Source organism: Mesorhizobium sp. L-8-10 (genome assembly GCF_016756635.1).
Classification (GTDB): Bacteria; Pseudomonadota; Alphaproteobacteria; order Rhizobiales; family Rhizobiaceae.
In genome coordinates, this window is record NZ_AP023263.1 from 1591389 (window position 1) to 1613441 (window position 22053).

Annotated in this window: 19 protein-coding genes; 8 read left to right on the plus strand and 11 right to left on the minus strand. The window is 63.9% G+C overall.

Features of this window, described 5'->3' with window-relative positions:
* Positions 1 to 61 precede the first annotated feature (61 nt).
* Complete coding sequence (locus tag JN280_RS07335) at positions 62 to 220, plus strand: DUF3309 family protein (RefSeq protein WP_202311103.1); 159 nt, start codon at positions 62 to 64, stop codon at positions 218 to 220.
* Here JN280_RS07335 and JN280_RS07340 read toward each other — a convergent pair.
* Complete coding sequence (locus JN280_RS07340; protein ID WP_202311105.1) at positions 148 to 1191, minus strand: NmrA family NAD(P)-binding protein; 1044 nt, start codon at positions 1189 to 1191, stop codon at positions 148 to 150. The two genes, JN280_RS07335 and JN280_RS07340, sit on opposite strands and share 73 nt — an antisense overlap.
* A 106-nt stretch (positions 1192 to 1297) precedes the next feature.
* On the opposite strand from JN280_RS07340, the gene JN280_RS07345 reads away from it, so the two are divergent.
* From JN280_RS07345 to JN280_RS07375, 7 genes are all read left to right on the plus strand, one after another.
* A complete protein-coding gene (locus JN280_RS07345) occupies positions 1298 to 2185 on the plus strand; it encodes a LysR family transcriptional regulator (protein ID WP_202311108.1) in 888 nt (295 codons plus the stop codon).
* Between the two features lie 175 nt (positions 2186 to 2360).
* On the plus strand, positions 2361 to 3266 hold the full coding sequence (locus tag JN280_RS07350; RefSeq protein WP_202311110.1) for an AraC family transcriptional regulator: 906 nt from the start codon (positions 2361 to 2363) through the stop codon (positions 3264 to 3266).
* Positions 3267 to 3355: 89 nt separating this feature from the next.
* On the plus strand, positions 3356 to 4165 hold the full coding sequence (locus JN280_RS07355; protein WP_274609069.1) for an ABC transporter ATP-binding protein: 810 nt from the start codon (positions 3356 to 3358) through the stop codon (positions 4163 to 4165).
* Entirely contained in the window at positions 4165 to 4842 is a 678-nt protein-coding gene (locus tag JN280_RS07360) for an ABC transporter permease (RefSeq protein WP_202311111.1), read from the plus strand. The genes JN280_RS07355 and JN280_RS07360 overlap by 1 nt, the downstream gene beginning before the upstream one ends.
* Before the next feature lie 11 nt (positions 4843 to 4853).
* A complete protein-coding gene (locus JN280_RS07365) occupies positions 4854 to 5609 on the plus strand; it encodes an ABC transporter permease (protein ID WP_202311112.1) in 756 nt (251 codons plus the stop codon).
* The gene (gene alr, locus JN280_RS07370) at positions 5609 to 6778 is read left to right on the plus strand and encodes an alanine racemase (protein WP_202311113.1); all 1170 of its coding nucleotides are present in this window, start codon (positions 5609 to 5611) and stop codon (positions 6776 to 6778) included. Before JN280_RS07365 ends, alr begins: the two co-directional genes overlap by 1 nt.
* A 30-nt stretch (positions 6779 to 6808) precedes the next feature.
* Entirely contained in the window at positions 6809 to 7648 is an 840-nt protein-coding gene (locus JN280_RS07375; RefSeq protein ID WP_202311114.1) for a transporter substrate-binding domain-containing protein, read from the plus strand.
* A gap of 47 nt (positions 7649 to 7695) precedes the next feature.
* Here JN280_RS07375 and JN280_RS07380 read toward each other — a convergent pair whose 3' ends face one another.
* The 10 genes from JN280_RS07380 to JN280_RS07425 all read right to left on the minus strand — a co-directional run bounded on the left by JN280_RS07380 (position 7696) and on the right by JN280_RS07425 (position 21975).
* Positions 7696 to 8862: an MFS transporter gene (locus tag JN280_RS07380; RefSeq protein ID WP_202311115.1), complete on the minus strand. Its 1167-nt coding sequence runs from the start codon at positions 8860 to 8862 to the stop codon at positions 7696 to 7698.
* A 216-nt stretch (positions 8863 to 9078) separates the two neighbouring features.
* The gene (gene pyc / locus JN280_RS07385; protein ID WP_202311116.1) at positions 9079 to 12537 is read right to left on the minus strand and encodes a pyruvate carboxylase; all 3459 of its coding nucleotides are present in this window, start codon (positions 12535 to 12537) and stop codon (positions 9079 to 9081) included.
* A gap of 250 nt (positions 12538 to 12787) precedes the next feature.
* On the minus strand, positions 12788 to 13903 hold the full coding sequence (locus JN280_RS07390) for a branched-chain amino acid ABC transporter substrate-binding protein (protein ID WP_202311117.1): 1116 nt from the start codon (positions 13901 to 13903) through the stop codon (positions 12788 to 12790).
* A 151-nt stretch (positions 13904 to 14054) separates the two neighbouring features.
* A complete protein-coding gene (locus tag JN280_RS07395) occupies positions 14055 to 14402 on the minus strand; it encodes a DUF6867 family protein (RefSeq protein ID WP_202311119.1) in 348 nt (115 codons plus the stop codon).
* A gap of 18 nt (positions 14403 to 14420) precedes the next feature.
* Positions 14421 to 15149: an ABC transporter ATP-binding protein gene (locus JN280_RS07400; RefSeq protein WP_202311121.1), complete on the minus strand. Its 729-nt coding sequence runs from the start codon at positions 15147 to 15149 to the stop codon at positions 14421 to 14423.
* A complete protein-coding gene (locus JN280_RS07405; RefSeq protein WP_202311123.1) occupies positions 15149 to 16798 on the minus strand; it encodes an ATP-binding cassette domain-containing protein in 1650 nt (549 codons plus the stop codon). Before JN280_RS07405 ends, JN280_RS07400 begins: the two co-directional genes overlap by 1 nt.
* Positions 16798 to 18186 (minus strand): high-affinity branched-chain amino acid ABC transporter permease LivM, encoded by a 1389-nt coding sequence (livM, locus tag JN280_RS07410; protein WP_202311125.1) that lies wholly within the window; start codon positions 18184 to 18186, stop codon positions 16798 to 16800. Before livM ends, JN280_RS07405 begins: the two co-directional genes overlap by 1 nt.
* A gap of 4 nt (positions 18187 to 18190) precedes the next feature.
* Positions 18191 to 19093 (minus strand): branched-chain amino acid ABC transporter permease, encoded by a 903-nt coding sequence (locus JN280_RS07415; RefSeq protein WP_202311127.1) that lies wholly within the window; start codon positions 19091 to 19093, stop codon positions 18191 to 18193.
* A gap of 439 nt (positions 19094 to 19532) precedes the next feature.
* Positions 19533 to 20534, minus strand: a complete 1002-nt coding sequence (locus JN280_RS07420) for a 4-hydroxyproline epimerase (protein ID WP_202311128.1) — start codon at positions 20532 to 20534, stop codon at positions 19533 to 19535.
* Positions 20535 to 20712: 178 nt separating this feature from the next.
* Positions 20713 to 21975, minus strand: a complete 1263-nt coding sequence (locus JN280_RS07425) for an NAD(P)/FAD-dependent oxidoreductase (protein ID WP_202311129.1) — start codon at positions 21973 to 21975, stop codon at positions 20713 to 20715.
* Positions 21976 to 22053: the final 78 nt, after the last annotated feature.

The window sequence follows — 22053 nt, forward strand, 5'->3', positions numbered from 1 at the left end:
GCGGAACAAAGCGTGGGCTTGGGCATTGCTCGTCCAATGCGAAACCTTTCAGGGGATTTCCATGACGCTCACGACACTTCTGATCATCATCCTGATCCTTCTCCTGCTCGGTGCTTTTCCGGCATGGCCCTACTCGCGCGGCTGGGGCTACGGCCCCTCGGGCATCCTTGGCGTCGTGCTCGTCGTATTGCTGATCCTCGTCCTGATGGGGCGTATCTGAACCGAATGCCGGCTCTCACGCCGCCATGCGGCGGCATGGTCCAGATCGAGGTCAGCGATCGCCTGGCGCAGCGCGTCGACAGGGTCCGTGACGGTCAGATCTCCGACCAGCCGCTGAAGCTTGCCGCCGTCGAGCGAATGCGGGGTGCGCCAGAGATAAGACATTCTGACCACCTCGCGCATCATCGGGCTGAAGAGACCGGCCGCGCGCAAGGCGATCCACGGCACGGTGGCTGACCTCAGGCGCCGGCCGACGGCGGCCTCCGTCGCCGCCTTCATCTCGTTGCCCGACAGCGTGTGGCCGGCAAAGTGGAAGCGCTCGAATGTGCCCAACTCCCGACGCTTGCCGGCGAGCGCGACGAAGGCGCGGCCGAGGTCGGGCAGATAGGCGAAGGCATGGGGAATGTCCATCGGGCCGCCCCAGGTGAAGATGTTCTTCCCGAGCCGCGCCAAGATGATGAGGTCGAGCCAGCTTTGCGGTTTCGTGCCGCCGTAGAAGTCGCCCGCCCGGAGGACGAGCGTGCGCACCCCGTTCTGTTCGGCTTCCCTGCGGAACAGGGCCTCCATGGCGATGCGGATTTCGGCCTTCTCGGTCGAGGCGATCTCGGGCGCTTCCTCGGTCGTGCCGACGGATATGTCGTAGCCGAAATTGTAGACGTTGCCTGGCAGCATATGGGTCGCGCCCACGGCCTTTGCCGCGGCAATCACATTCTCGGCCATGGGCATGACCTTCTCGGTCCACTCCGTGTAGAGCGGGTTGAGCGCGTTGACGATCACGTCGGCGCCGCTGCAGGCCTCGATCAGGGAGGCCCTGTCGGAGGCGTCGGCCCGGAGGGGTTCGACGCCCGGCGCGAGCGCCGATGTCTTGGCGTTGCGAGCCACTCCCTTCACACGCCAGCCGTCGGCGGTGAAGGCACGCGCGGCCGCATCGCCGACCCGGCCAGCAGCGCCCAGAACGACAACGGTTTCCATGTCTCGTCTCCATCACGGTGTTTTCGACGGAGCCAGCATCGGCCAATTGCGAATGAATGGAAATTCCATATGATTGACGCGACGATATTCAAGATTGAATAGACCCGTGACCGACCTCGACTGGAACCTCATCAGGAGCTTTGTCGCTGTCGCCGAAGCCGGCAGCCTGTCGGCGGCGGCGCGCAGACTGTCCACGAGCCAGCCGACGCTCGGGCGCCATGTCGCAGAGCTGGAGGCAGCGCTTGGCGTGGTGCTGTTCCGGCGCGGCCGCGGCGGCTATGAGCTCACAGAGAGCGGCGCGGCGCTTCTGGAGCGCGGGCGCGAGGTCGGAGCTCGGGCCGCGGCCTTTTCCCGGCTGGCGCTGGGCACGACGGAAGCCGTTGCGGGCACGGTGCGCATCGCGGCGAGCGAGATCGTCGCGGCCTATGTGCTGCCGCCGATGCTCGCGCGGCTGGCGGTCGAGGAGCCGGAGATCGAAGTGGAGCTCGTCGCCTCCAACCAGGTCGAGAATCTCCTGCGCCGCGATGCAGATATCGCCGTGCGCATGGTGAAGCCGACCCAGAGCGAACTTGTCGCCCGCAAGATCGCCGATCTGCCGCTGACGGCTTGCGCCGCGAGATCCTACATCGCGCGCCGGGGGCGGCCGGAACGGGCCGACGACCTCCTCTCCCACGATCTCATCGGATATGATCGCGCCGACGATATCATCCGGGAGTTCGGACGTCTCGGCGTCACGATCGACCGGCACGCCTTCCGCTTGCGGACCGACAACCAGATCGTGCTCTGGGAGGCGGTCAAGGCGGGCAACGGCATCGGTTTCGCGCAGCGGTCGCTCGCCGCGGCCGAGCCGCTGGTCGAGATCGTGCTGCCGGATCTACCGCTGCCGGATCTGCCGATGTGGCTCGCCATGCATCGCGACGTGCGCACCAGCCCGCGCATCCGACGCGTCGCCGATTTCCTGTTCGAGGCATTGAAACACTATGCGGCTGGATAGTCTGGGGGGCGTTCGGCACCTGTCCACAGCCATCGCGGAAGTGGCGCAATGAGCTGTCCAGATGCTATGGAGTTGGGAAAATTAGTGACTCAACGCCACCGTTCTCTCTGCTGGAATCCGCAGAGGATCAGTGTGTCCCTACGCTCACAGCGTGCCAGGAAAGGAACGGAGTTTGTTGCCTGCCGTAGAAAAATCCGGGCTGCGACAGGTCTTCAAGCACGGCGACTGCCTTACCCTGATTCATAAGGAAAAATCCTGGGGCGGAATTCGCGCCGATCTGGTGCGGCGCACGGGATTGAAGAAAGAAGAAACGGCTTTCTCCTCGGAGAGCCACCTCATCCTTCTCAATCTGCAAGGCAATTCCGAGAGCGGAGAGTATTTTGTCCATGGCCGGCGTGCCAGCTTCGTCAGGCGACAACCGGGTGCGGTGCTCTTCGTTCCGGCGGGATGCACATGGAAGGGGTGGGAAGTCGGGGCCTCGACCGCGGCCTATCTTTCGATATCCGTCGCACAAGCCTTCGTGGAATGCCTCGCCGGTCGGGTTCCCTCCGAAAACATGGCGCGTCTTTCGCCCGATCTCGGCTTCGAGGATCCGATCATCATGAACGCCGCACGCGGCATCGGAGCCGAGATTGGTGAGCGTAACCCGATGAGTACATTGCTCGTGGAGAGTTATGCAACAACCATTTTCGCACAGCTTTTGCGCCGCCTGAGCTACGTCCCGCGCTCGTCCAAAGGCGGCCTGTCGCCAGCAGTATTGAACCGTGTCATCGAGAAAATCGACGCGGACATGGCATCGGACATGTCTCTTTCGTTGCTCGCCGATGTGGCCGGCTTGAGCGTTCCCCATTTCTGCCGCGCTTTCAAGCAGTCCCTCGGATGCCCGCCGCACGCCTACATTTATCGGCGTCGGCTGGAGAAGGTGAAGGAGCATTTGAGGCATTCCTCGATGTCGGTAACCGAGATCGCATTAACGTGCGGTTTTTCAAGCTCAAGCCATTTGTCCAATGCTTTCCGCCGGGAAGTCGGCACTACGCCGGTTCGCTATCGCGGTTCCTGGCGCATAGCGCCCAGCCAATGATTTTCTGATCATCGCCTACAAGTCCGTCAATCCGGTGCAAGTGTAGTCCGGCAATTCGCGGCACCCTCGGCGGAAATATCGAGGGGTCGATGGTTGAAGCAATGTCCATTGCGGGAAGCGTTCATGTGCGCCCATCCGGACGTGTCGAGGCGTTGCGTCTCCACAATCTGAAAAAGCGTTTCGGTCATTTCGAGGTCATCAAAGGCGTTTCTCTGATCGCCTATCGTGGCGACGTGATCTCTATCCTCGGCAGCAGCGGCTCCGGCAAAAGCACGTTGTTGCGCTGTCTCAATTTTCTGGACGAGCCCGACGAGGGCGAGATCTGGATCAACGGTGAGCATGTGAGAATCCATCCCGGTCTCGCCGGCCGACGTCAGATCAATACGCTCCGTGTCAAACTCGGAATGGTGTTCCAGGGGTTTAATCTCTGGTCCCATAAGACCGTTACCGAGAACATCATCGAGGCCCCGATTCATGTTCTTGGCCTGCGAAGACAGGACGCTATCGAGCGGGCGGAAGAGCTGTTGTCGCGGGTTGGGCTCGCCGCGAAGCGCCAAGAATATCCCGCCCACCTTTCAGGCGGACAGCAACAGCGGGTCGCCATCGCGCGTGCTCTTGCCATGGAGCCCGAGATTCTCCTGTTTGATGAGCCGACCTCCGCGCTCGATCCCGAATTGGTCGGAGAGGTTCTGAAGGTCATCCGCTCGCTCGCCGACGAGGGGCGCACGATGCTGATTGTCACCCACGAACTCGGCTTTGCCCGGCAGGTGTCCAATCGCATTCTTTTCCTCCACCAAGGCGAAATTGAAGAAGAGGGGCCGCCGGAACACGTCTTTACGAACCCTTCTTCGCCTCGGCTCCGCCAATTCCTGTCGGCTCGTCACTTGGGAGTTCGGTGATGATCGAGCTCCAGGGTTTCGGCGAACAAATTGTGAAGGGAGCGGTGACGACCCTTCAGGTGGCAACCTTGAGTTTGGCGACAGGGACTATCTTGGGCCTATGTGGGGCCATGGCGAAGCTTGCCAAATCACGTGCCCTGAATTGGTTTGCCAATGGCTGCACCACCATTGTTCGCGGCGTTCCCGAACTGCTTGTCATCCTTATTCTGTATTTTGGCGGCACCGTCGCGCTCACGGCTCTGTTCGGCCGCTACATCGAGATCGATGCTTTTTCGGCCGGTGTTTTTGCGCTGACCGTCGTCTTCGGCGCCTACGCCTCGGAGGTCTGCAGAGGGGCGATCACCGCAGTGCCTCCCGGGCAGATCGAAGCCGCCTATGCTCTCGGCCTGCCTAAAAGGCTGGTGTGGCGCCTCGTGATCCTTCCACAGATGTGGCGCTATGCGCTTCCAGGTCTCGGCAACCTCTGGCTGGTTCTCCTCAAGGACACCGCCCTGGTGTCCGTGGTTGGTCTCGACGACCTGATGCGCAAGGCGAGCATGGCGGCAGGCTCCACACATGACCCGCTGACATTCTATGGAACGGCCGCCGCCCTCTACCTTCTTTTCACGTCAGTCTCCCTGCTCGGCCTGACAATGCTGGAACGTCGCGTCAGCCGCGGCATTCGTTTCGCCAATTGACGGAGATTGCGATGAACTGGACACTGGTTCTCGAAGTCTTCCCGACGCTCCTGAAAGGGGCAGTCCTCACGGCGCAATTGACGGTTCTGGCGCTGATACTCGGCTTTGTTATCGCCCTGCCGCTCGCATTGCTGCGAGCATCGACTTCATCGTTTCTGTCTCGCCCGATTCTTCTTTACACCTTCGTATTCCGTGGAACACCGCTGCTCGTTCAGCTCTTTCTCATCTACTACGGCGTAGGGCAGATCGGCTGGATCCGGACAAGCCACGCTTGGGTGCTGCTGCGAGAACCCTATTGGTGCGCGCTGATCGCCCTCTCGTTGAACAACGCTGCCTACACCGTCGAGATCTTGCGTGGCGGAATTCGCGCGGTCCCGGTAGGTGAAATCGAAGCGGCCAAGGCCCTGGGCATGTCCTATGGCCTCAGAACACGCCGCATCGTCCTGCCCGCAGCGCTCCGCATCACCCTGCCGGCCTATACGAATGAAGTGGTGCTCATGCTGAAGGCAAGCTCGCTTGCCAGCACGATCACGCTGATGGAACTCACCGGCACGGCCCGCAAGGTCGTCTCACAGACCTTCTCTCCCTACGAGGTCTTCATTTGCGCGGCGCTGATCTATCTCGCCCTTACCTTCGTCATCGTGCGCATTTCTCGCCATCTCGAGCGGCTTGCAACACGTCACCAAAGGCGCGCGCCTCTCGAAGAGCCTGGTGCCGGGCCAATCGACAGCAGCAGACAATCCCTCGTGCCTCACCAGGCATCCTGATGCAAACCGACTGTTCCTCGTCGCAGCGATCGGCTCCCGGCCCGCAAAGCGCAGCGTTCCCGTCTTCGACTGTCGACCGCGGGACCTGGTACGAGATCGACCTCGGCGCGATCCGGCACAACTATCGTGAACTGCGCGCGCATCTGCCCGGAACGGTGAAGATTTTCGCCTGCTTGAAGCGCAATGGATATGGCTGCGGAGCGGGGCCTGTCGCCTGCGCCTTGGCGGCGGAGGGAGCCGACGGCTTTGCTGTCGCCTCGTTGCCGGACGCCATGACCATCAGGGAAACGGGTATCGACCTGCCGGTTCTGCTCTATCCCGGTCCTCTCCCGACATCGGCGAAAACAATCGAGTCACTCGGACTCACCATCACCGTCTCCAATCTCGACGAACTGGAGCGATGGCGTGCGGCCATGAGCATCACCCGCATTTTCGTCAAGGCGGATCTCGGGTTCTTCAGGGCCGGGGCTACGCCGCAGGAGATCGGTCGACTTCTCTCGGCCGCGCACGCCTGTGACAACGTCGAAGTGCAGGGCCTCTACGCCCATTTGAGCGAGTTGCCCACATCGAAGCCTTCCGCGGGCGAGCAATTCGCTCGCCTGCAGCGGATTCTACAGGAAGCCGAGGCGGCCGGCACCCGTCCGCCCATCGCCATGATGTCGAGCACTGAAGGTGTGCTTCGCTATCCCGGGATGGATTTCGATGCCGTCGATCCCGGAGCCTTGTTTGTCGGTCTCCCCGAGACGGATCGACCCATACGGCCCGTCATCCTACGGCCGGCGCTCAAGGCCATTTCGACATGCCTCGTTTCCGTCAAGCGGATCGATGCTTCCCTCGGCCCGACACCTGACATACCGGGTTTTCGGCCGAGCATGACCATCGGCGTGCTGGGCATGGGATGGGGGGACGGATTTCCGCGTCAGGTTCCAGACCAGGCGGAAGCATTGGTGAGGGGACGGCGTGCGCGCCTGCTTCCTCCCGCACATCTCGAACACCTGCGCATCGATCTGACGGACGTTCCTGATGCGCGGTTCGGCGACCAGGTGCTCCTGCTTGGACAGCAAGGGAACCAAACGATTACGCAGGAAGAGGTCGCCGCCCAATGGGGCACCGACGTCGTCGGTCTCTATGCCCAGCTCCGGGACCATATCCGGCGTGTCTACGTCTGAAATTTCAAAGCAAACATAAGGGAACTCGAAATGAATGCGTTCAGAGCAGCGATGTCACTCTTGCTCGCAGCCTTTGTCTGCGGTCCGGTGCATGCAGCCGACAGCAAAACCATCAAGATCGCGACCGAGGGTGCATTTCCTCCCTGGAACGCTGTCGATAGCTCAGGAAAAGCCATTGGCTTCGATGTCGATGTCGGCCTCGAGCTTTGCCGGCGCGCGGACCTGACGTGCGACTTCGTCGCTCAGAATTGGGACGGCATCATTCCAGCACTCAATGTCGGGAAGTACGATGCCATCATGGCTGGCATGTCGATCACCGAAAAGCGCAAGCAGGTGATCGCGTTTTCCCAACCCTATGCGCTGACCTCCAACTACTTTGTCGTCAGCAAGACGCTTGGCGTCCCTGCGATGGACACGAACGCCAAGGTCGATCTCTCTTCCGACGACGCCGCAGCCAAACAGATCCTGACGTCGCTGAAGTCCAACTTGAAGGGGCGTACGATCGGCGTGCAGCGCTCGACCAACGCCGAGGCGTTCGTCCGCCAGTATTTCGACGATTCCGTCGATGTTCGTAGCTATGACACCCAAGACAACCTGAACCTCGACTTGGTGTTGGGCCGCATCGACGGCGGACTGGCGGACTATTCGGTCTGGAAGGCGTTCCTCGACTCCAAGGACGGAGCGACCACCGCTTTGTACGGTCCCATGATATCCGGCGGCCTGTTCGGTCCTGGAGTCGGAATCGGCTTGCGCAAGCAGGATACGGATCTGGCCGAGCGATTCAACGACGCCATCAAATCGGCCAACGCCGACGGAACACTCAGCAAGCTCAGCCTGAAGTGGTTCGGGGCCGATCTAGCGGCGAAGTAATTCGTACCGTTCTCCCGGGAGACGCAGATAGGGTGCCTTGGTTGATTCTAACGCCTGAAATCCGCCGCGTGCACGAGCCGGCCCATCAGGCAGACCACGATCAGCAGGCCCGACAGCGTGATGAAGACGGGCGAGAAGCCGCCGGCGTGTTCGGCGGCGAAACCGATCGCCGAGGGCGCGAGCAGGATGCCCGAATAGCCCATTGTGGTCACCACGCTCATGCCGACGCTCGAGGCCATGCCCGGCTGGTTGCCGCCGGCGGAGAAGATGATCGGCACGACATTGGCGATGCCGAGGCCGCAAACCGCGAAGGCGGCGATCGCCAGCGCGGGCCAGGGCGACAAAGCGCCCACCAACATGCCTGATGCCGCGACCAGGCTCGATATGCGCAGCGTGTTGACCGCGCCGAAACGGTTGCGCACGCCGTCGCCGGCAAATCGCATCAGCGCCATGGCGCCGGAGAAGAACGCATAGGCGAGGCCGGCCGTGGCGAGGTCGGTTCCGAGTTCCTGCTTCATGTAAAGCGCGGCCCAGTCGAGTACCGCGCCCTCCGGCACCATGCTGAACAGCGCCATCAGGCCGACCAGATAGACCGTCGCGGTCTTCGGCAGCGCGAATTTGTGATGCTCGTGGGCGACCGGCTTGTCCTCGGTGACGACATGGCGGGCAGCGACCGCGAGGATGGCGGCCGCGATCAGGCTGACGACCGCCGCGTGGGGCAGGGACCCGTAGCTCTGGATGGCGAAACCGCCAAGTCCGCCGCCGGCGAAGCCGCCGAGGCTCCAGAAACCGTGAGAGGACGACATGACGGCCCGGGAGAGCTTCTTCTCCACGGCCACCGCGTTGGCGTTCATGGCGACGTCCATTGCGCCGATCGAGCCGCCGAAAACGAGCATGGCGAGGGCGGCCACGGGCACGTTCGGGGCCAGCACGACAAGGAGCAGCGCGACGACGACGACGCAGCCGAAACCCAGCGTCACGTTGCCCGAGCCGTGACGAGACATCAGGTAGCCGGAAACGGGCATGGCGATCAGCGCGCCCAGTCCGAACAGCAGGATCAGCAACCCCAGCGTGAATTCGCTGATCTGGAGCCGCGTCAGGAACACTGGAATCTGCGGGGCCCAGCTGCCCGTGACGAATCCGTTCACGAAGAACATCGCCGCGACGGCCCACCGGCCGCGCACGGCCGAAGCAAGTCTGATCGAAGCGTCCATGAGGATATCCCGGTTGCGGGCGGCGAGACTAAATCGGTTTAGCGTTCAGTCAAGGCGACCGGCAGGCGTGCCATTGGGCCACGGAGCCGGTGATTCATGTCCATGGTCTTGGATCGGCTCGCAGCTTTCCCACGCGGACATGGGATCCGCGAGGGGAAAGCAGCGCCGGTGCGATCCGCCGGAAATGCGGCAGGAGAAAGACCTGTTCTCCGTCCGCTACCCGTAAACCACCAGCAGGTCCTTGGCGTCGATCTGGTCGCCGGCACGCACCAGGACCTCGGCGATCGTGCCGTCGCGCTCGGCATGGAGCGCCGTCTCCATCTTCATGGCCTCGATCGACAGCAGCACGTCGCCCGCCTTCACCGCCTGTCCGGCGACGACGGCCAGCGTCGACACCACGCCGGGCATCGGAGCGCCGATATGTGCCTCATTGCCCGCTTCCGCCTTGCGCCTGATCTTGGCGGAGGAGCCGCCATGCGCCCGGTCGGGCACCTTCACGCGGCGGGGCTGGCCGTTCAGTTCGAAGAAGACCGTGACCATGCCCTTCTCGTCGACGTCGCCGACCGCCAGGCAGCGGATGACCAGCGTCTTGCCGCGCTCGATGTCGACGAAGATCTCATCCTCGGGCTTCATGCCGTAGAAATAGACCGGGGTCGGCAACACGCTGACCGGGCCGTAGGTTTCCTGTGCGCCGGTGAAATCGGTGAAGACCTTCGGATACATCAGCCAGGAAGCGAATTCGAACTCGGAAAGCGACCTGCCAAGCTTTCCTTCGATCTCCCTGCGCGCCTTTGGGAGGTCGGCTGGTTTCAGCAGCGATCCGGGCCTGGCGGTGATCGGCTTTTCGCCCTTCAGCACCTTCTTCTGCAGCTTCGCCGGCCAGCCTCCCGGCGACTGGCCGAGATCGCCGCGCAGCATCGAGACAACGGAGTCGGGGAAGGCGATGTCCCGCGCAGGGTTTTCGACATCGGCGACCGACAGGTCCTGGCTCACCATCATCAGCGCCATGTCGCCCACGACCTTGGAGGAGGGGGTGACCTTGACGATGTCGCCGAACATCAGGTTCACATCGTGATAGGCCTGCGCAACCTCGTGCCAGCGCGTCTCAAGTCCCAGGGAGCGCGCCTGCTCCTTGAGATTGGTGAACTGTCCGCCCGGCATCTCGTGAAGGTAGACTTCCGAGGCCGGTCCCTTGAGGTCGCTCTCGAAGGCGGCATACTGGTTGCGCACCGCCTCCCAGTAGAAGGAGATCTTGCGGATCCATTCGGGATCGAGGCCGGGATCGCGATCCGATCCCTTCAGCGCCTCGACCAGCGAGCCCAGGCAGGGTTGCGAGGTGTTGCCGGACAGCGCGTCCATGGCCGCGTCGATGGCGTCGACGCCGCTCTCGACCGCCGCCAGCACGGTGGCGGCCGACAGGCCCGACGTGTCGTGCGTGTGGAAATGGATCGGCAGGTCGGTCGCTTCACGAAGCGCCTTGAACAGCACGCGGGCGGCCGCCGGCTTGAGGAGACCGGCCATGTCCTTGACCGCGATGATGTTGGCCCCCGCCTTCTCGAGCTCTCCGGCCAGCTCGACATAATAGCGGAGGTCGTATTTGGCGCGCGCCGGATCGAGGATGTTGCCGGTGTAGCAGATCGCCGCCTCGCACAGCTTGCCTTCGGCGCGTACGGCATCCATCGCCACCCGCATGTTCTCGACCCAGTTCAGGCAGTCGAAGACGCGGAAGAGATCGACGCCGGCCGCGGCGGCCTGGGCGACGAAATGCTCCACCACATTGTCGGGATAGTTGGTGTAGCCGACACCGTTGGCGCCGCGCAGCAGCATCTGCAGCAACAGGTTGGGCGCCGCCTCGCGGATCCGCGCCAACCGCTCCCACGGGTCCTCGGTAAGGAAGCGCATGGCGACGTCGAAGGTGGCGCCGCCCCAGCATTCCAGCGAGAGCAGCTGCGGCAGCGCGCGCGCATAGGTGCCGGCGATGCGGGCAATGTCGAAGGTGCGCATGCGGGTGGCGAGCAGCGACTGGTGACCGTCGCGCATCGTGGTGTCGGTCACGAGCACCTGCTGTTGGTCGCGCATCCAGGAGGCGAATTTCTCCGGTCCCAGCGCGTCCAGCCGCTGCTTCGTGCCGTCGGGGATCGGCGCGGTGTACCAGGGGATGACGGGAGCCGCGGCATCGGGGTTCGGCGCGGGCCTTCCGCGCGTCTCCGGATGGCCGTTCACGGTGACGTCGGCCAGATAGTTGAGCAGCTTCGTGGCGCGGTCCTGGCGCTTCACCTGGGCGAACAGTTCCGGTGTCGAGTCGATGAACCTCGTCGTGTAGGAATTGTCGCGGAAGGCAGGGTGCGTGATGATCGCTTCGAGGAAGGTGAGGTTGGTCGCCACGCCGCGGATGCGGAATTCGCGCAGTGCGCGATGCATGCGAGCGATGCCTTCTTCGGCGGTCGGAGCCCAGGCCGTCACCTTCTCCAGCAGCGGATCGTAATAGCGCGTGATCACCGCGCCGGAATAGGCGGTGCCACCGTCGAGCCTTATGCCGAAACCAGTCGCACCGCGATAGGCGGTGATGCGGCCATAGTCGGGAATGAAGTTCTGCTCGGGGTCTTCCGTGGTGATGCGGCACTGCAGCGCGTGACCGTTGAGGCGGATGTCGTGCTGCGCCGGCACGCCCGATTCCGGCGTGCCGATGGCGAAGCCGTCGAGGATGTGGATCTGCGCCTTGACGATGTCGATGCCGGTCACCTGCTCGGTCACGGTATGCTCGACCTGGATGCGCGGATTGACCTCGATGAAATAGAACTCGCCGGTGTCGGCATCCATCAGGAACTCGACCGTCCCGGCGCCGACATAGTCGGTGGCGCGCGCGATCTTCAACGCATGGCCGCAAAGCTCGGCGCGCTTGGCATCGTCGAGATAGGGCGCCGGGGCCCGCTCGACGACCTTCTGGTTGCGGCGCTGGATCGAGCAGTCGCGCTCGAACAGATGCACGGCGTTGCCGTGCGTGTCGCCCAGCACCTGGACCTCGACATGGCGGGCCCGTTCGACCAGTTTCTCCAGATAGACCTCGTCCTTGCCGAAGGCGGCCTTGGCCTCGCGCTTCGCCTCGGTCACCTCGCGCGCCAGGTCGGCCTCGCCGCGGATGGCACGCATGCCGCGTCCGCCGCCGCCCCAGGACGCCTTGAGCATCACCGGATAGCCGATCCCGGCCGCCATCCCGGCCACAAGCTTCATGTCGTCCGGGAGCGGGTCGGTCGCCGGCACCACCGGAACGCCGACCTCGATCGCCAGGTTGCGCGCGGCCACCTTGTTGCCGAGCCGGCGCATGGTCTCGGGCTTCGGGCCGATGAAGATGATGCCGCTGGCGGCACAGGCCTCGGCGAACTCAGGGCTTTCGGAGAGAAGGCCGTAGCCGGGATGGATGGCGTCCGCGCCCGACAGCATGGCCACCCGGATCACCTCGTCGATCGAGAGATAGCTCTCGATCGGGCCGAGATCGCGGGCAAGATGCGGGCCGCGGCCGACCTGATAGGATTCGTCGGCCTTGAAGCGATGCAGCGAATATTTGTCCTCTTCTGCCCAGATGGCGACGGTCTTGATGCCGAGTTCGTTCGCGGCACGGAAGACGCGGATCGCGATCTCGGAACGGTTGGCGACGAGGATTTTGCTGATCGGCAAGGAAAAGGCTCCAGGTACCAATGCAGGTATCGGAAAAGTGCCCCACGGCTTTCCGACAAGACCCGCGGCAAGAGAAGAGGCCAGGCAGGTGGAGCGGGGCGAGGCCACGCAAGCCTGCTTGGCGTCAGGGACAGCGCATGATTAGCCGGAAAATGCTGCAGTGCAAACGAATTAAGCCGGGCGATCCGCCCACAAAGAGAATGCCCGGCGCGGATACGCCGGGCATCTTGGTCAGCCGTGCTGGATCGGCTTATTTCTCGAAGTAGCTGTACTTGCCGTCGTCACCCTTCTTCCATTCATACATGACGTAGTCCGGACGGGTGATGTCGCCCTTGGCGTCGAAGCCGAGCTCGCCGATGGCGGTCTTGAACGGCCCCTTGGCCTTGATTGCTTCGGCGACCGTCTGCGGGTCGGTGTCGCCGGCGGCCTTGGCGCCCTCGGCGATGACCTGCAGCGCGGCGTAGGCGTAGAGCGTATAGGCTTCCGGTTCGAAGCCGGCGGCGCGGAACTTCTCGACGATCTCCTTCGCGGCCGGGTTCTTGCGCGGATCCGGCGCGAAGGTCATCAGCGTGCCGTTGACGGCGTCGCCGGCGATCGAAGCGAGCTCGTTCGACACGATGCCGTCCCCCGACATGAAGGTCGCCTTCAGGCCCTGATCGGCGAGCTGGCGCATCATCAGGCCGGCTTCGGTGTGCAGGCCGCCGTAGTAGACGACCGACACGCCAGCTTCCTTCATCTTGGCGATCAGGGCCGAGAAGTCCTTGTCGCCGATATTGATGCCTTCGTACATGGCTTCGGTGACGCCGGCGCCATTGAGCGCCTTCTTGGTCTCGTCGGCGAGGCCCTGACCGTAAGGCGTCTTGTCGTGGATGACCGCGACCTTGGCGTCCTTGAAGTTCTCCGCCAGATAGGCGCCGGCCACGGCGCCCTGCTGGTCGTCGCGGCCGCAGGTGCGGAAGGTGTTCCACAGGCCGCGTTCGGTGAAGGTCGGGTTGGTCGAGGCCGGCGTGATCTGGAAGATGCCGTTTTCGGCATAGACCTCGGATGCAGGGATCGACACGCCCGAGTTGAAATGGCCGACCACGAACTTCACGCCGTCGGCGACGAATTTGTTGGCCACCGAGATGCCCTGCTTCGGGTCGGAGACGTCGTCGCCGATCACCACCTTGATCTGCTCGCCGTTGATGCCGCCGGCCGCATTGATGTCGGCGGCGGCCTGCTCGGCGCCCTTCTGCAGCTGCGCGCCGAAGGCGGCGTTCGGCCCGGTGATCGGACCCGCGACACCGACCATGATGTCGGCCCACGCGCTGCCGCCGAACGCTACGAGCGCCGTCAGCGCAACCGCGGACAACAGTGACTTCTTCATTGATACACTCCCATTGGCTGAGTGGGCGTGGATGACACTTTCAGCGATGCCCACCCTATCGCAGAAGTGGTAAGTTTGCCGATTTTCAGGCAGTTGTCACGCCCGATTCATCTTGGCGGAATCGGACGCGATTCTTGGCGGCTGGTTCCCATCAGCCCTTTGTCTTCCAGCTCAGCAACGAGGCTCTTTCATAGAGCCAGTGATATTGCGTCACCATCTGGCTGGTGCGTGTGAAGCGATAGCCGAGTGTGCCGACGACGAGCAGCACGATCGTATCGACGATGTAGAACTGTGCCGTGAACATGGTGCCTTCGAACAGTGCGTGATGGATGAAGCGCACCGCGATGCCGAGCACCAGGAGGTAGACGACGAGCGCCCGATACGGGCGCCATGTCTGGGCGCAGGCCCGCCCCGTCATCCACGCCGCCCCGCCCCCCAGGACACAGGTGACAAAGACGAACTGCCAGAAGGAAGCTTCCTCGTAAAGAATACCCTGCATGTTCCACATTCCTCCGGATCAGTGGCGCCCGCCCTCGAGATAGGCGGCGCGCACTTCGGGATCGGCGAGGAGATCCTTGCCCGTGCCGCTCATCGTCACCTTGCCGTTGACCATGACGTAGCCGCGATTGGCGAGCTTCAGAGCGCCGAAGGCGTTCTGCTCGACCAGGAACACGGTGAGCCCCTGAGACCGGTTGAGTTCCTTGATGGCGTCGAAGATCTGCTTGACGATCAATGGCGCGAGGCCAAGCGACGGCTCGTCGAGCAAGAGCAGCTTCGGTCGCGCCATCAGCGCCCGGCCGATCGACAGCATCTGCTGCTCGCCGCCCGAAAGCGTGCCGCCGCGCTGCGAGATGCGTTCCTTGAGCCTGGGAAAAAGCGCGAAGATCTTCTCGGCGTCCTCGTCGAAATATTTGAGGTTGTCGAGGCTGGCGCCCATCTGCAGGTTCTCCAGCACCGTCATGCGCGGGAAAATGCGCCGTCCCTCGGGCGACTGGGCGATCCTGAGCCGCGCGATCTCATGGGTCGGCAGTTGGGTGATGTCGGCGCCCGCGAAGGTGATGGTGCCGGAACGCGCCCGCGGACTGCCGAAGATGGTCATCATCAGCGTCGACTTGCCGGCGCCGTTGGCGCCGATGAGCGCAACGATCTCGCCCTGCTCGACGCTGACATCGACACCGCTCAGGGCGCGGATGTTGCCGTAGTAGGTCTCGACGCCCCTGACGCTGAGAAGTGGGCCTGCGGCCATTATTTACGTCCCCCGCGTTTCGCGACCCCGGCCGGAGCCTTCGCCAGTTTCTTCGCCTGGCCGACCCAGTCTTCGCGCGCTATGCGGCCGTCGAAGGCGAGATAAGCCTCGGCCGCGACGATGTCGGCCTTCTTCCAGGCAGCGATCTGGTCGAAATGGAAGATGCCGTGCTCATTGAGCTTCTTCGCGTTGACCGGCCCGATGCCCTTTATGAGCAGCAGATCGTCGGGCCTGCCGCCGCGCGGCGCCGGCAGCCTGTTCGAGACCGTGGCCGAGGCAGCGGGCGCCGGGCTCGCCTTTGCCTGCGGCTTGGCTGCAACGGGTTTCGGCGCCGCGGCGGCCTTTGTGGCCGACGTCTTCGGCGCCGGGGCGACCTTCGCCCGGGGCGGCTTCACTGCCGCGGCGCTCTCGGGAGCCTTGGCTTTCGCCGCCGGTTTCGAAGCGGTTGCCGCTTTCGGCGCCGCCTTGGTCGGCACGGGTGCCTTCGGCGTCGATGAGGGTTGCGCGGCGGATGTCTTCGCCGCCGGAGCCTTCCCGGAGGTCTTCGCTTTCGCAGCCCGTTTGGGCGCCGCCGTCTTTGGTGCGCTGGCTGTCTTCGCGGCCTCGGCCGCCTTCGCCTCGGCCTGCCGTTTGGCATGTTCCTCGGCAAGTTCCGCCCGCGAGGCCCCTGGCGAGACCTTCACGAATTCGCCCTGCGGGTCGGCGTGGCCGATCGTGTCGGAAACCGCGCCGGCCAACATCGACGACGACGCGCTCGGCCCATGCGCGGGATCCGGCTCGACGTCGAGCTCCTGGATCACGTGCTCGTCGCCGACCTCGGTCAGCACTTCGGTGATCTCCTCGTCGTCGACGCCGAGATAGGCGGCGATGACGCGCGGGTCGTGCTTCACGGAGTCGGGGTCGCCGTCGGAGATCTTGCGCCCGTATTCCAGCACGACGATATGGTCGGAGATTTGCATGACCACCGACATGTCGTGCTCGATCAGCAGGATCGAGGTGCCGGTGGTGTCCTTGATGTCGTTGAGCAGCGCGTTGAGCGCCAGCGATTCACGCGGGTTGAGGCCGGCGGCGGGCTCGTCGAGACAGAGCAGCTCCGGCCCCGTGCACATGGCGCGCGCAATCTCCAGGCGCCGCTGCGCGCCATAGGGCAGGTCGCCCGCGGCATCGTCGGCGCGATCGATCAGCTGCGCTTTCTCCAGCCAGAACTGGGCGAGCTCGACCGATTCACGCGAGGCCTTCTTGTAGCCGCCGATGCCGAGCAGGCCGAGTACCGTGAAGCCCGACGCCTTCATCAGCATGTTGTGCTGCGCCACGAGAAGGTTCTCGAGCAGCGTCATGCCGGAGAACAGGCGGATGTTCTGGAAGGTTCGCGCGACCTTCGCGTGCGCGGTGATCTGAAAGTCGGGCATGCGCTCCAGCAGGAACTGCCCGCCGTCGCGGCCGGTCAGCGTGATCATGCCCTCGCTCGGCTTGTAGAAGCCGGTGATGCAGTTGAAGACCGTGGTCTTGCCGGCGCCGTTGGGGCCGATCAGCGCGGTGATCTCGCCGCGCTTGGCCTCGAAGGACAGGTCTCCAATGGCGATCAGGCCGCCGAACTTCATCGACAGATGATCGACCTTGAGGATCGGGTGCGTCGTCGTCGTGTCCATCAGCCGTGGCCTTCCTTGGTGAAGGAGCTCGAGACCGCCTTGCGCTTGTGCAGGAACGCGGTCGGTTCGCGGCTGCCGACGAAGCCGCGCGGCTTCCAGATCATGACGATCACCATGGCGAGGCCGAACAGCAGCATGCGGTAGAGCTCGGGCGTGAAACCCTGGCCGAAGATGATCTTCAGGAATTCCATCTCGCGCAGGATCTCGGTGCCGCCGACCATCACCACCGCCGCGACTGCGATGCCCGGCAGCGAGCCCATGCCGCCCAGGACTACGATGGCCAGGATGATCGCCGATTCCAGGAACACGAAGGACTCGGGGCTGACGAAACCCTGCCGGGCAGCGAAGAAGGCCCCCGCGAAGCCGCCGAACATCGCGCCGATGGCGAAGGCGGTCAGCTTGGTGTTGGTGGTGTTGATGCCGAGCGAGCGGCAGGCGATCTCGTCCTCGCGCAGCGCTTCCCAGGCGCGGCCAACCGGCATGCGGCGCAGCCGGATAGTCACGAATGCCGTCAGCAGCGCCAGCGCCAGGATCAGGTAGTAGAGGAAGATCTTGTAATAGGCACCCGACTGGGCGATGCCGAACACCTTGGCGACATAGTTGGGGTCGGAGACGTTGAAGGTGAAGAGGCCGAAGAAGCTCACTTTCGGCACGCCGGAGATGCCGGCCGAGCCGTTGGTGACCTCGCGCCAGTTGATCAGCACCAGGCGGATGATCTCGCCGAAGGCGAGCGTCACGATCGCCAGATAGTCGCCGCGCAGCCTGAGCACGGGGAAGCCGAGGATGACGCCCCAGAACGCCGCCATGATGCCGGCGGCCGGCAGCAGGATCCAGAACGACCAGCCGAAATGGGTGCCGAGCAGCGCATAGGCATAGGCGCCGACGGCGTAGAAGGCGACATAGCCGAGGTCGAGCAGGCCGGCGAGGCCGACCACGATATTGAGGCCCCAGGCCAGCATCACATAGATGAGAATCTGGATGCCGAAATTGTCGACCCACTTCAGCGATCCCTGGAAGCCGACGAGCGATACGACGACCACCGGGTAGAGGAGGAGGGCGACGATGGCGAGCTTGCTGAAGTTACGGCTTACGAAGCCCGGCTCGGCCACGACGGCGGGCGCCGCGGCCCGCTGGGCCTTGGCGCGCGCGATCGCCGGCTGCACGAAGGCGATGGCGACGAAGCGGCCGACCATGACCAGGCCGACCACGATCGCGAGCAGTCCCCAGCGCTGGACCAGGATGAGCTCGTTGCGGATGTTCTGGTCGGTCTTCAGCCCGACGAGGAGCACGAACAGGCCGAACGCAATGGCGCCGGCATAGATGGCCTCGCGGACCGCGCGGGCATAGAGGTTGGCGGTGTCGGCGCGGGCGTCCGTTATGGCGACCATGGCGTCAGACCTTTTCGACTTCAGGCCGGCCGAGGATGCCGGAGGGCAGGAAGATCAGCACGATCGCGAGGATCGAGAAGGCCGCGACGTCCTTGTAGTCGATGGAGAAATAGGCCGACCACATGCTCTCGATGAAGCCGATCAACAGACCGCCAAGCACCGCTCCGGGGATCGAGCCGATGCCGCCGAGCACTGCGGCGGTGAATGCCTTCACACCCGGAACGAAGCCGTCCGAGAAAACCACCACGCCATAGTACATCAGGAACAGCGTCCCGGCGACGGCCGCGAGAGACGCGCCCATGATAAAGGTGATGGAGATCGTGCGGTCGACGTCGATGCCGAGCAGCGCCGCCATCTTGCGGTCCTGTTCGCAGGCGCGTTGCGCGCGGCCGAGGGCCGTCCTGTTGACCAGATACCAGAACACCGCCAGGAGCGCGGCGGTAACCACCACGATGATGATCTGCTTCAGCGAAATGGTGATGCCGCCGATGCTGTAGGTCTGCGAGACCATCGGCGGGATGGGCTTGTTGCGCGGGCCCTGCGTGACCTGCACGAAGTTCGACAGCACGATCGACATGCCGATCGCGGTGATCAGCGGCGCGAGGCGGAACGAACCGCGCAGCGGCCGGTAGGCAACCTTCTCGATCGTCCAGTTGTAGAGGCTGGTCAGAAGCATCGCCACGATCATCATGATCAGCAGCGCGATCGCCACCGGAACAGCGTAGAACAGGCTGACGAGGATGAGGAAGACGATCAGGGCGATGAAGGCGCCGATCATGAAGACGTCGCCATGGGCGAAGTTGATCATGCCGATGATGCCGTAGACCATCGTGTAGCCGATCGCGATCAGCCCATAGATCGATCCCAGCGTCAGCCCGTTGATAAGCTGCTGGACGAAGTATTCCATGTGTAGGCCGCTCCCCTGGGAATGTCGCCTCGCGGTCGCATTCCTTTCGTAATTTCTCCTAGTCCTAAAGTCTCGAGCCCGGATTGCAACGTCAAATTTGCTCGATGGACGCGTTCCCAAGCGTCAAGGCCGGCCTTGTGTTTTGCGTCTTCCGGCTCTTGGACTATCGCGGAAGCTAGCATTGGCCCAAGGCAATGTCCTTGACGAATGGGTCGGTTTTTCGGCGCAATTTCGAAGATTTCGCTTCGCATCGGGCCATCAGTGGGGAAAGTTTGCGCAAGGCAAGCGATTGCCCTCGCCGCTATGTCTAGACATTAATGCCAACGGCACTGGATCTGACATATCCGGGCCCGGTGAATGCTGGCGCAATCGCCGGCGCGGCCCCTCCGGGCCGCCTGGCTTCGCGCCAACGGGCATCTTATCGACCGATGGCATTATACTATTTGACTACGAAGCCGTGCGCGAAGGGATCGCGGTCGTCGATGAAGATCGTGTTGTAGCCGGTCATGCGTGCCCAGCCGCCGATCGAGGGGACGATGGCGGACCTGCCGGCGACCGTCGTCTCGCTTTCGACGCGGCCCTTGAACAGCGAGCCGATGATCGATTCGTGCACGAAATCGTCGCCGGCCTTCAGCCGCCCCTTGGCATGGAGCTGCGCCATGCGCGCCGAGGTGCCGGTGCCGCACGGCGAGCGGTCGATCGCCTTGTCGCCGTAGAACACGGCGTTGCGCGCATGGGCCTGCGGATCGAGCGGCTTGCCGGTCCAAAGCATATGCGACAGGCGGTTGATGGCGGGATTCCCGGGATGGACGAAGGAGTATTTCTCGTTGAGCCGCTCGCGCACTATCGGGCTCCAGGCGATCAGGTCGCCGGCCGAGTGATCGGCCATGTCGCGATAGTTCTCCTGTGGTTCGACGATGGCGTAGAAATTGCCGCCATAGGCGACGTCGACGCTGATCTCGCCGAGCACGGGGCAGTCGACGGTCAGCCCTTCCGCGTAGAGGAAGGACGGCACGTTGGTGATGCGCACTTCCTCGACATATTCGCCGACCTGGCTGTATTCCGCGACGACGAGGCCGGCGGGCGTGTCGAGGCGCAGGACGCCCGGCGTCTTCGGCTTCACCAGGCCGTTCTCGATGGCCATGGTCACCGTGCCGATCGTGCCGTGGCCGCACATGGGCAGGCAGCCCGACGTCTCGATGAACAGAATCGCGACGTCGCAATCGGGCCGGGTCGGCGGATAGAGGATCGAGCCGGACATGACGTCGTGGCCACGCGGCTCGAACATCAGGCCGGTGCGGATCCAGTCGAACTCGGCGAGGAAGTGGGCGCGGCGCTCCATCATGCTGGAGCCGTCGAGCAGCGGCCCGCCACCGGCGATGAGCCGGACCGGATTGCCGCAGGTATGCCCATCGATACAGGTAAAGGTGTGACGCGCCATGATGCCTCGATGCCTCTTCTATCAGTATGCCTGGATGCCGGCACCCGGGCCAGGTGGATGCCCACGCATTCGCATTGCCTCAATCGCCGGCGCCCTTTGCTGCCCGGCTCTTCGCGCCGACGGCGTGGCGCAATCGCGCACTCCGACTGCCTTGCCGATCGTCCGGCAGTCGGTCGCTCTATCGGCCATGGAAGCGTTGCGGATCGAACGGCGACAAATCCATCGGCGGAGTCTGCCCCATCACGAGATCGCGGATCAATCGCCCCGTCGCTGCTGCCTGCGTCAAACCGAGATGGCCATGGCCGAAGGCGTAGAGCACCTTGGCGTCGTTGCGCGAGCGGCCAATCACGGGAAGGGAATCGGGCAGCGACGGGCGAAAGCCCATCCACTCGCGTCCGCCTCTTGCATCAAGTCCGGGCAGGAAGCGTTGAGCCTTTGCCAGCATGGCCTTCGAGCGGGCGAAATTGGGCGGCCGGTCGAGGCCGCCGAACTCGACGGCGCCGCCGACGCGCAGGCCCGTGTCGAGCGGGGTGATGACGAAGCCGTGGCCCGAGAAGATGAGCTGACGCCTGACGTCGAACGCCTTCTTCGGCAGGGTCGTGTTGTAGCCGCGTTCCGTCTCGAGCGGAATGCGGTCACCGAAATGACGGGCCAGCCGATGCGACCATGCGCCGGCGGCGATCACCAGCCGCCGGGTCGTGAGCGTGCGGCCCTCGCGAAGCTGGACGAGCACGCGATCGTCCTTCGCCTGCATGGCCAGGCCGACGTCGCCGCGCATGAAGGTCGCGCCGTTCCGTTCAGCGTAACTCCAGATCGCCTGGCCGAAAAGCTTCGGGTCGCCTACCGTCTTCCAATGGGGCACGAAGGTGCCGCGCGAGAAGGTTCCGGCGAGACCGGGCTGGTAGTCCGGCAGCTCATGCGCTTCCAGGTGACGATAGGAAATGCCGAAGCGGTCGCGCACGGCCCAGCCTGGAAGCGACGACCGGAACTCGGCCTCGCTTTCATAGAGCTCCAGCGAGCCGTCCTCGCGCAGCATGCCGCGCGTGGCCGAGCGGTCCAAGAGGTCCATCCATTCGACCTCGGCGAGCCTCATCAGCGCGGCCTGCGCGCCGAGGCTCCGTTCATAGGACGCACTCGATCCGGCCCGCCAGAAACGGAACAGCCAGGGCAGCAGCTTCGGCAGATAGGCGGGGGGAATGGATAGCGGCCCGAGCGGATCGGCGAGCCATTTCGGCACCTGTCCGATCATGCCCTTGTGGGCGAGCGGCAGTACGTCGGAGAAGGCGAAAGCTGCGGCATTGCCGGAACTGGTCTCCTCGCAGATGCCGGTGCGGTCGATGACCGTGACCTTGTGGCCGGCCTCGGCGAGAAAGGCGGCGGCGCCGATGCCGACGATGCCGGCGCCGATGACGATGATGTCGGGATGGCTATCGGTTGTCATGCGCGTTGCGTGGCCGTCGCCGCCCCCTCGCCCGGCCTTGATGGAGCCTGTCCTGCGGCAAGCCCGAGGACAGGCTCC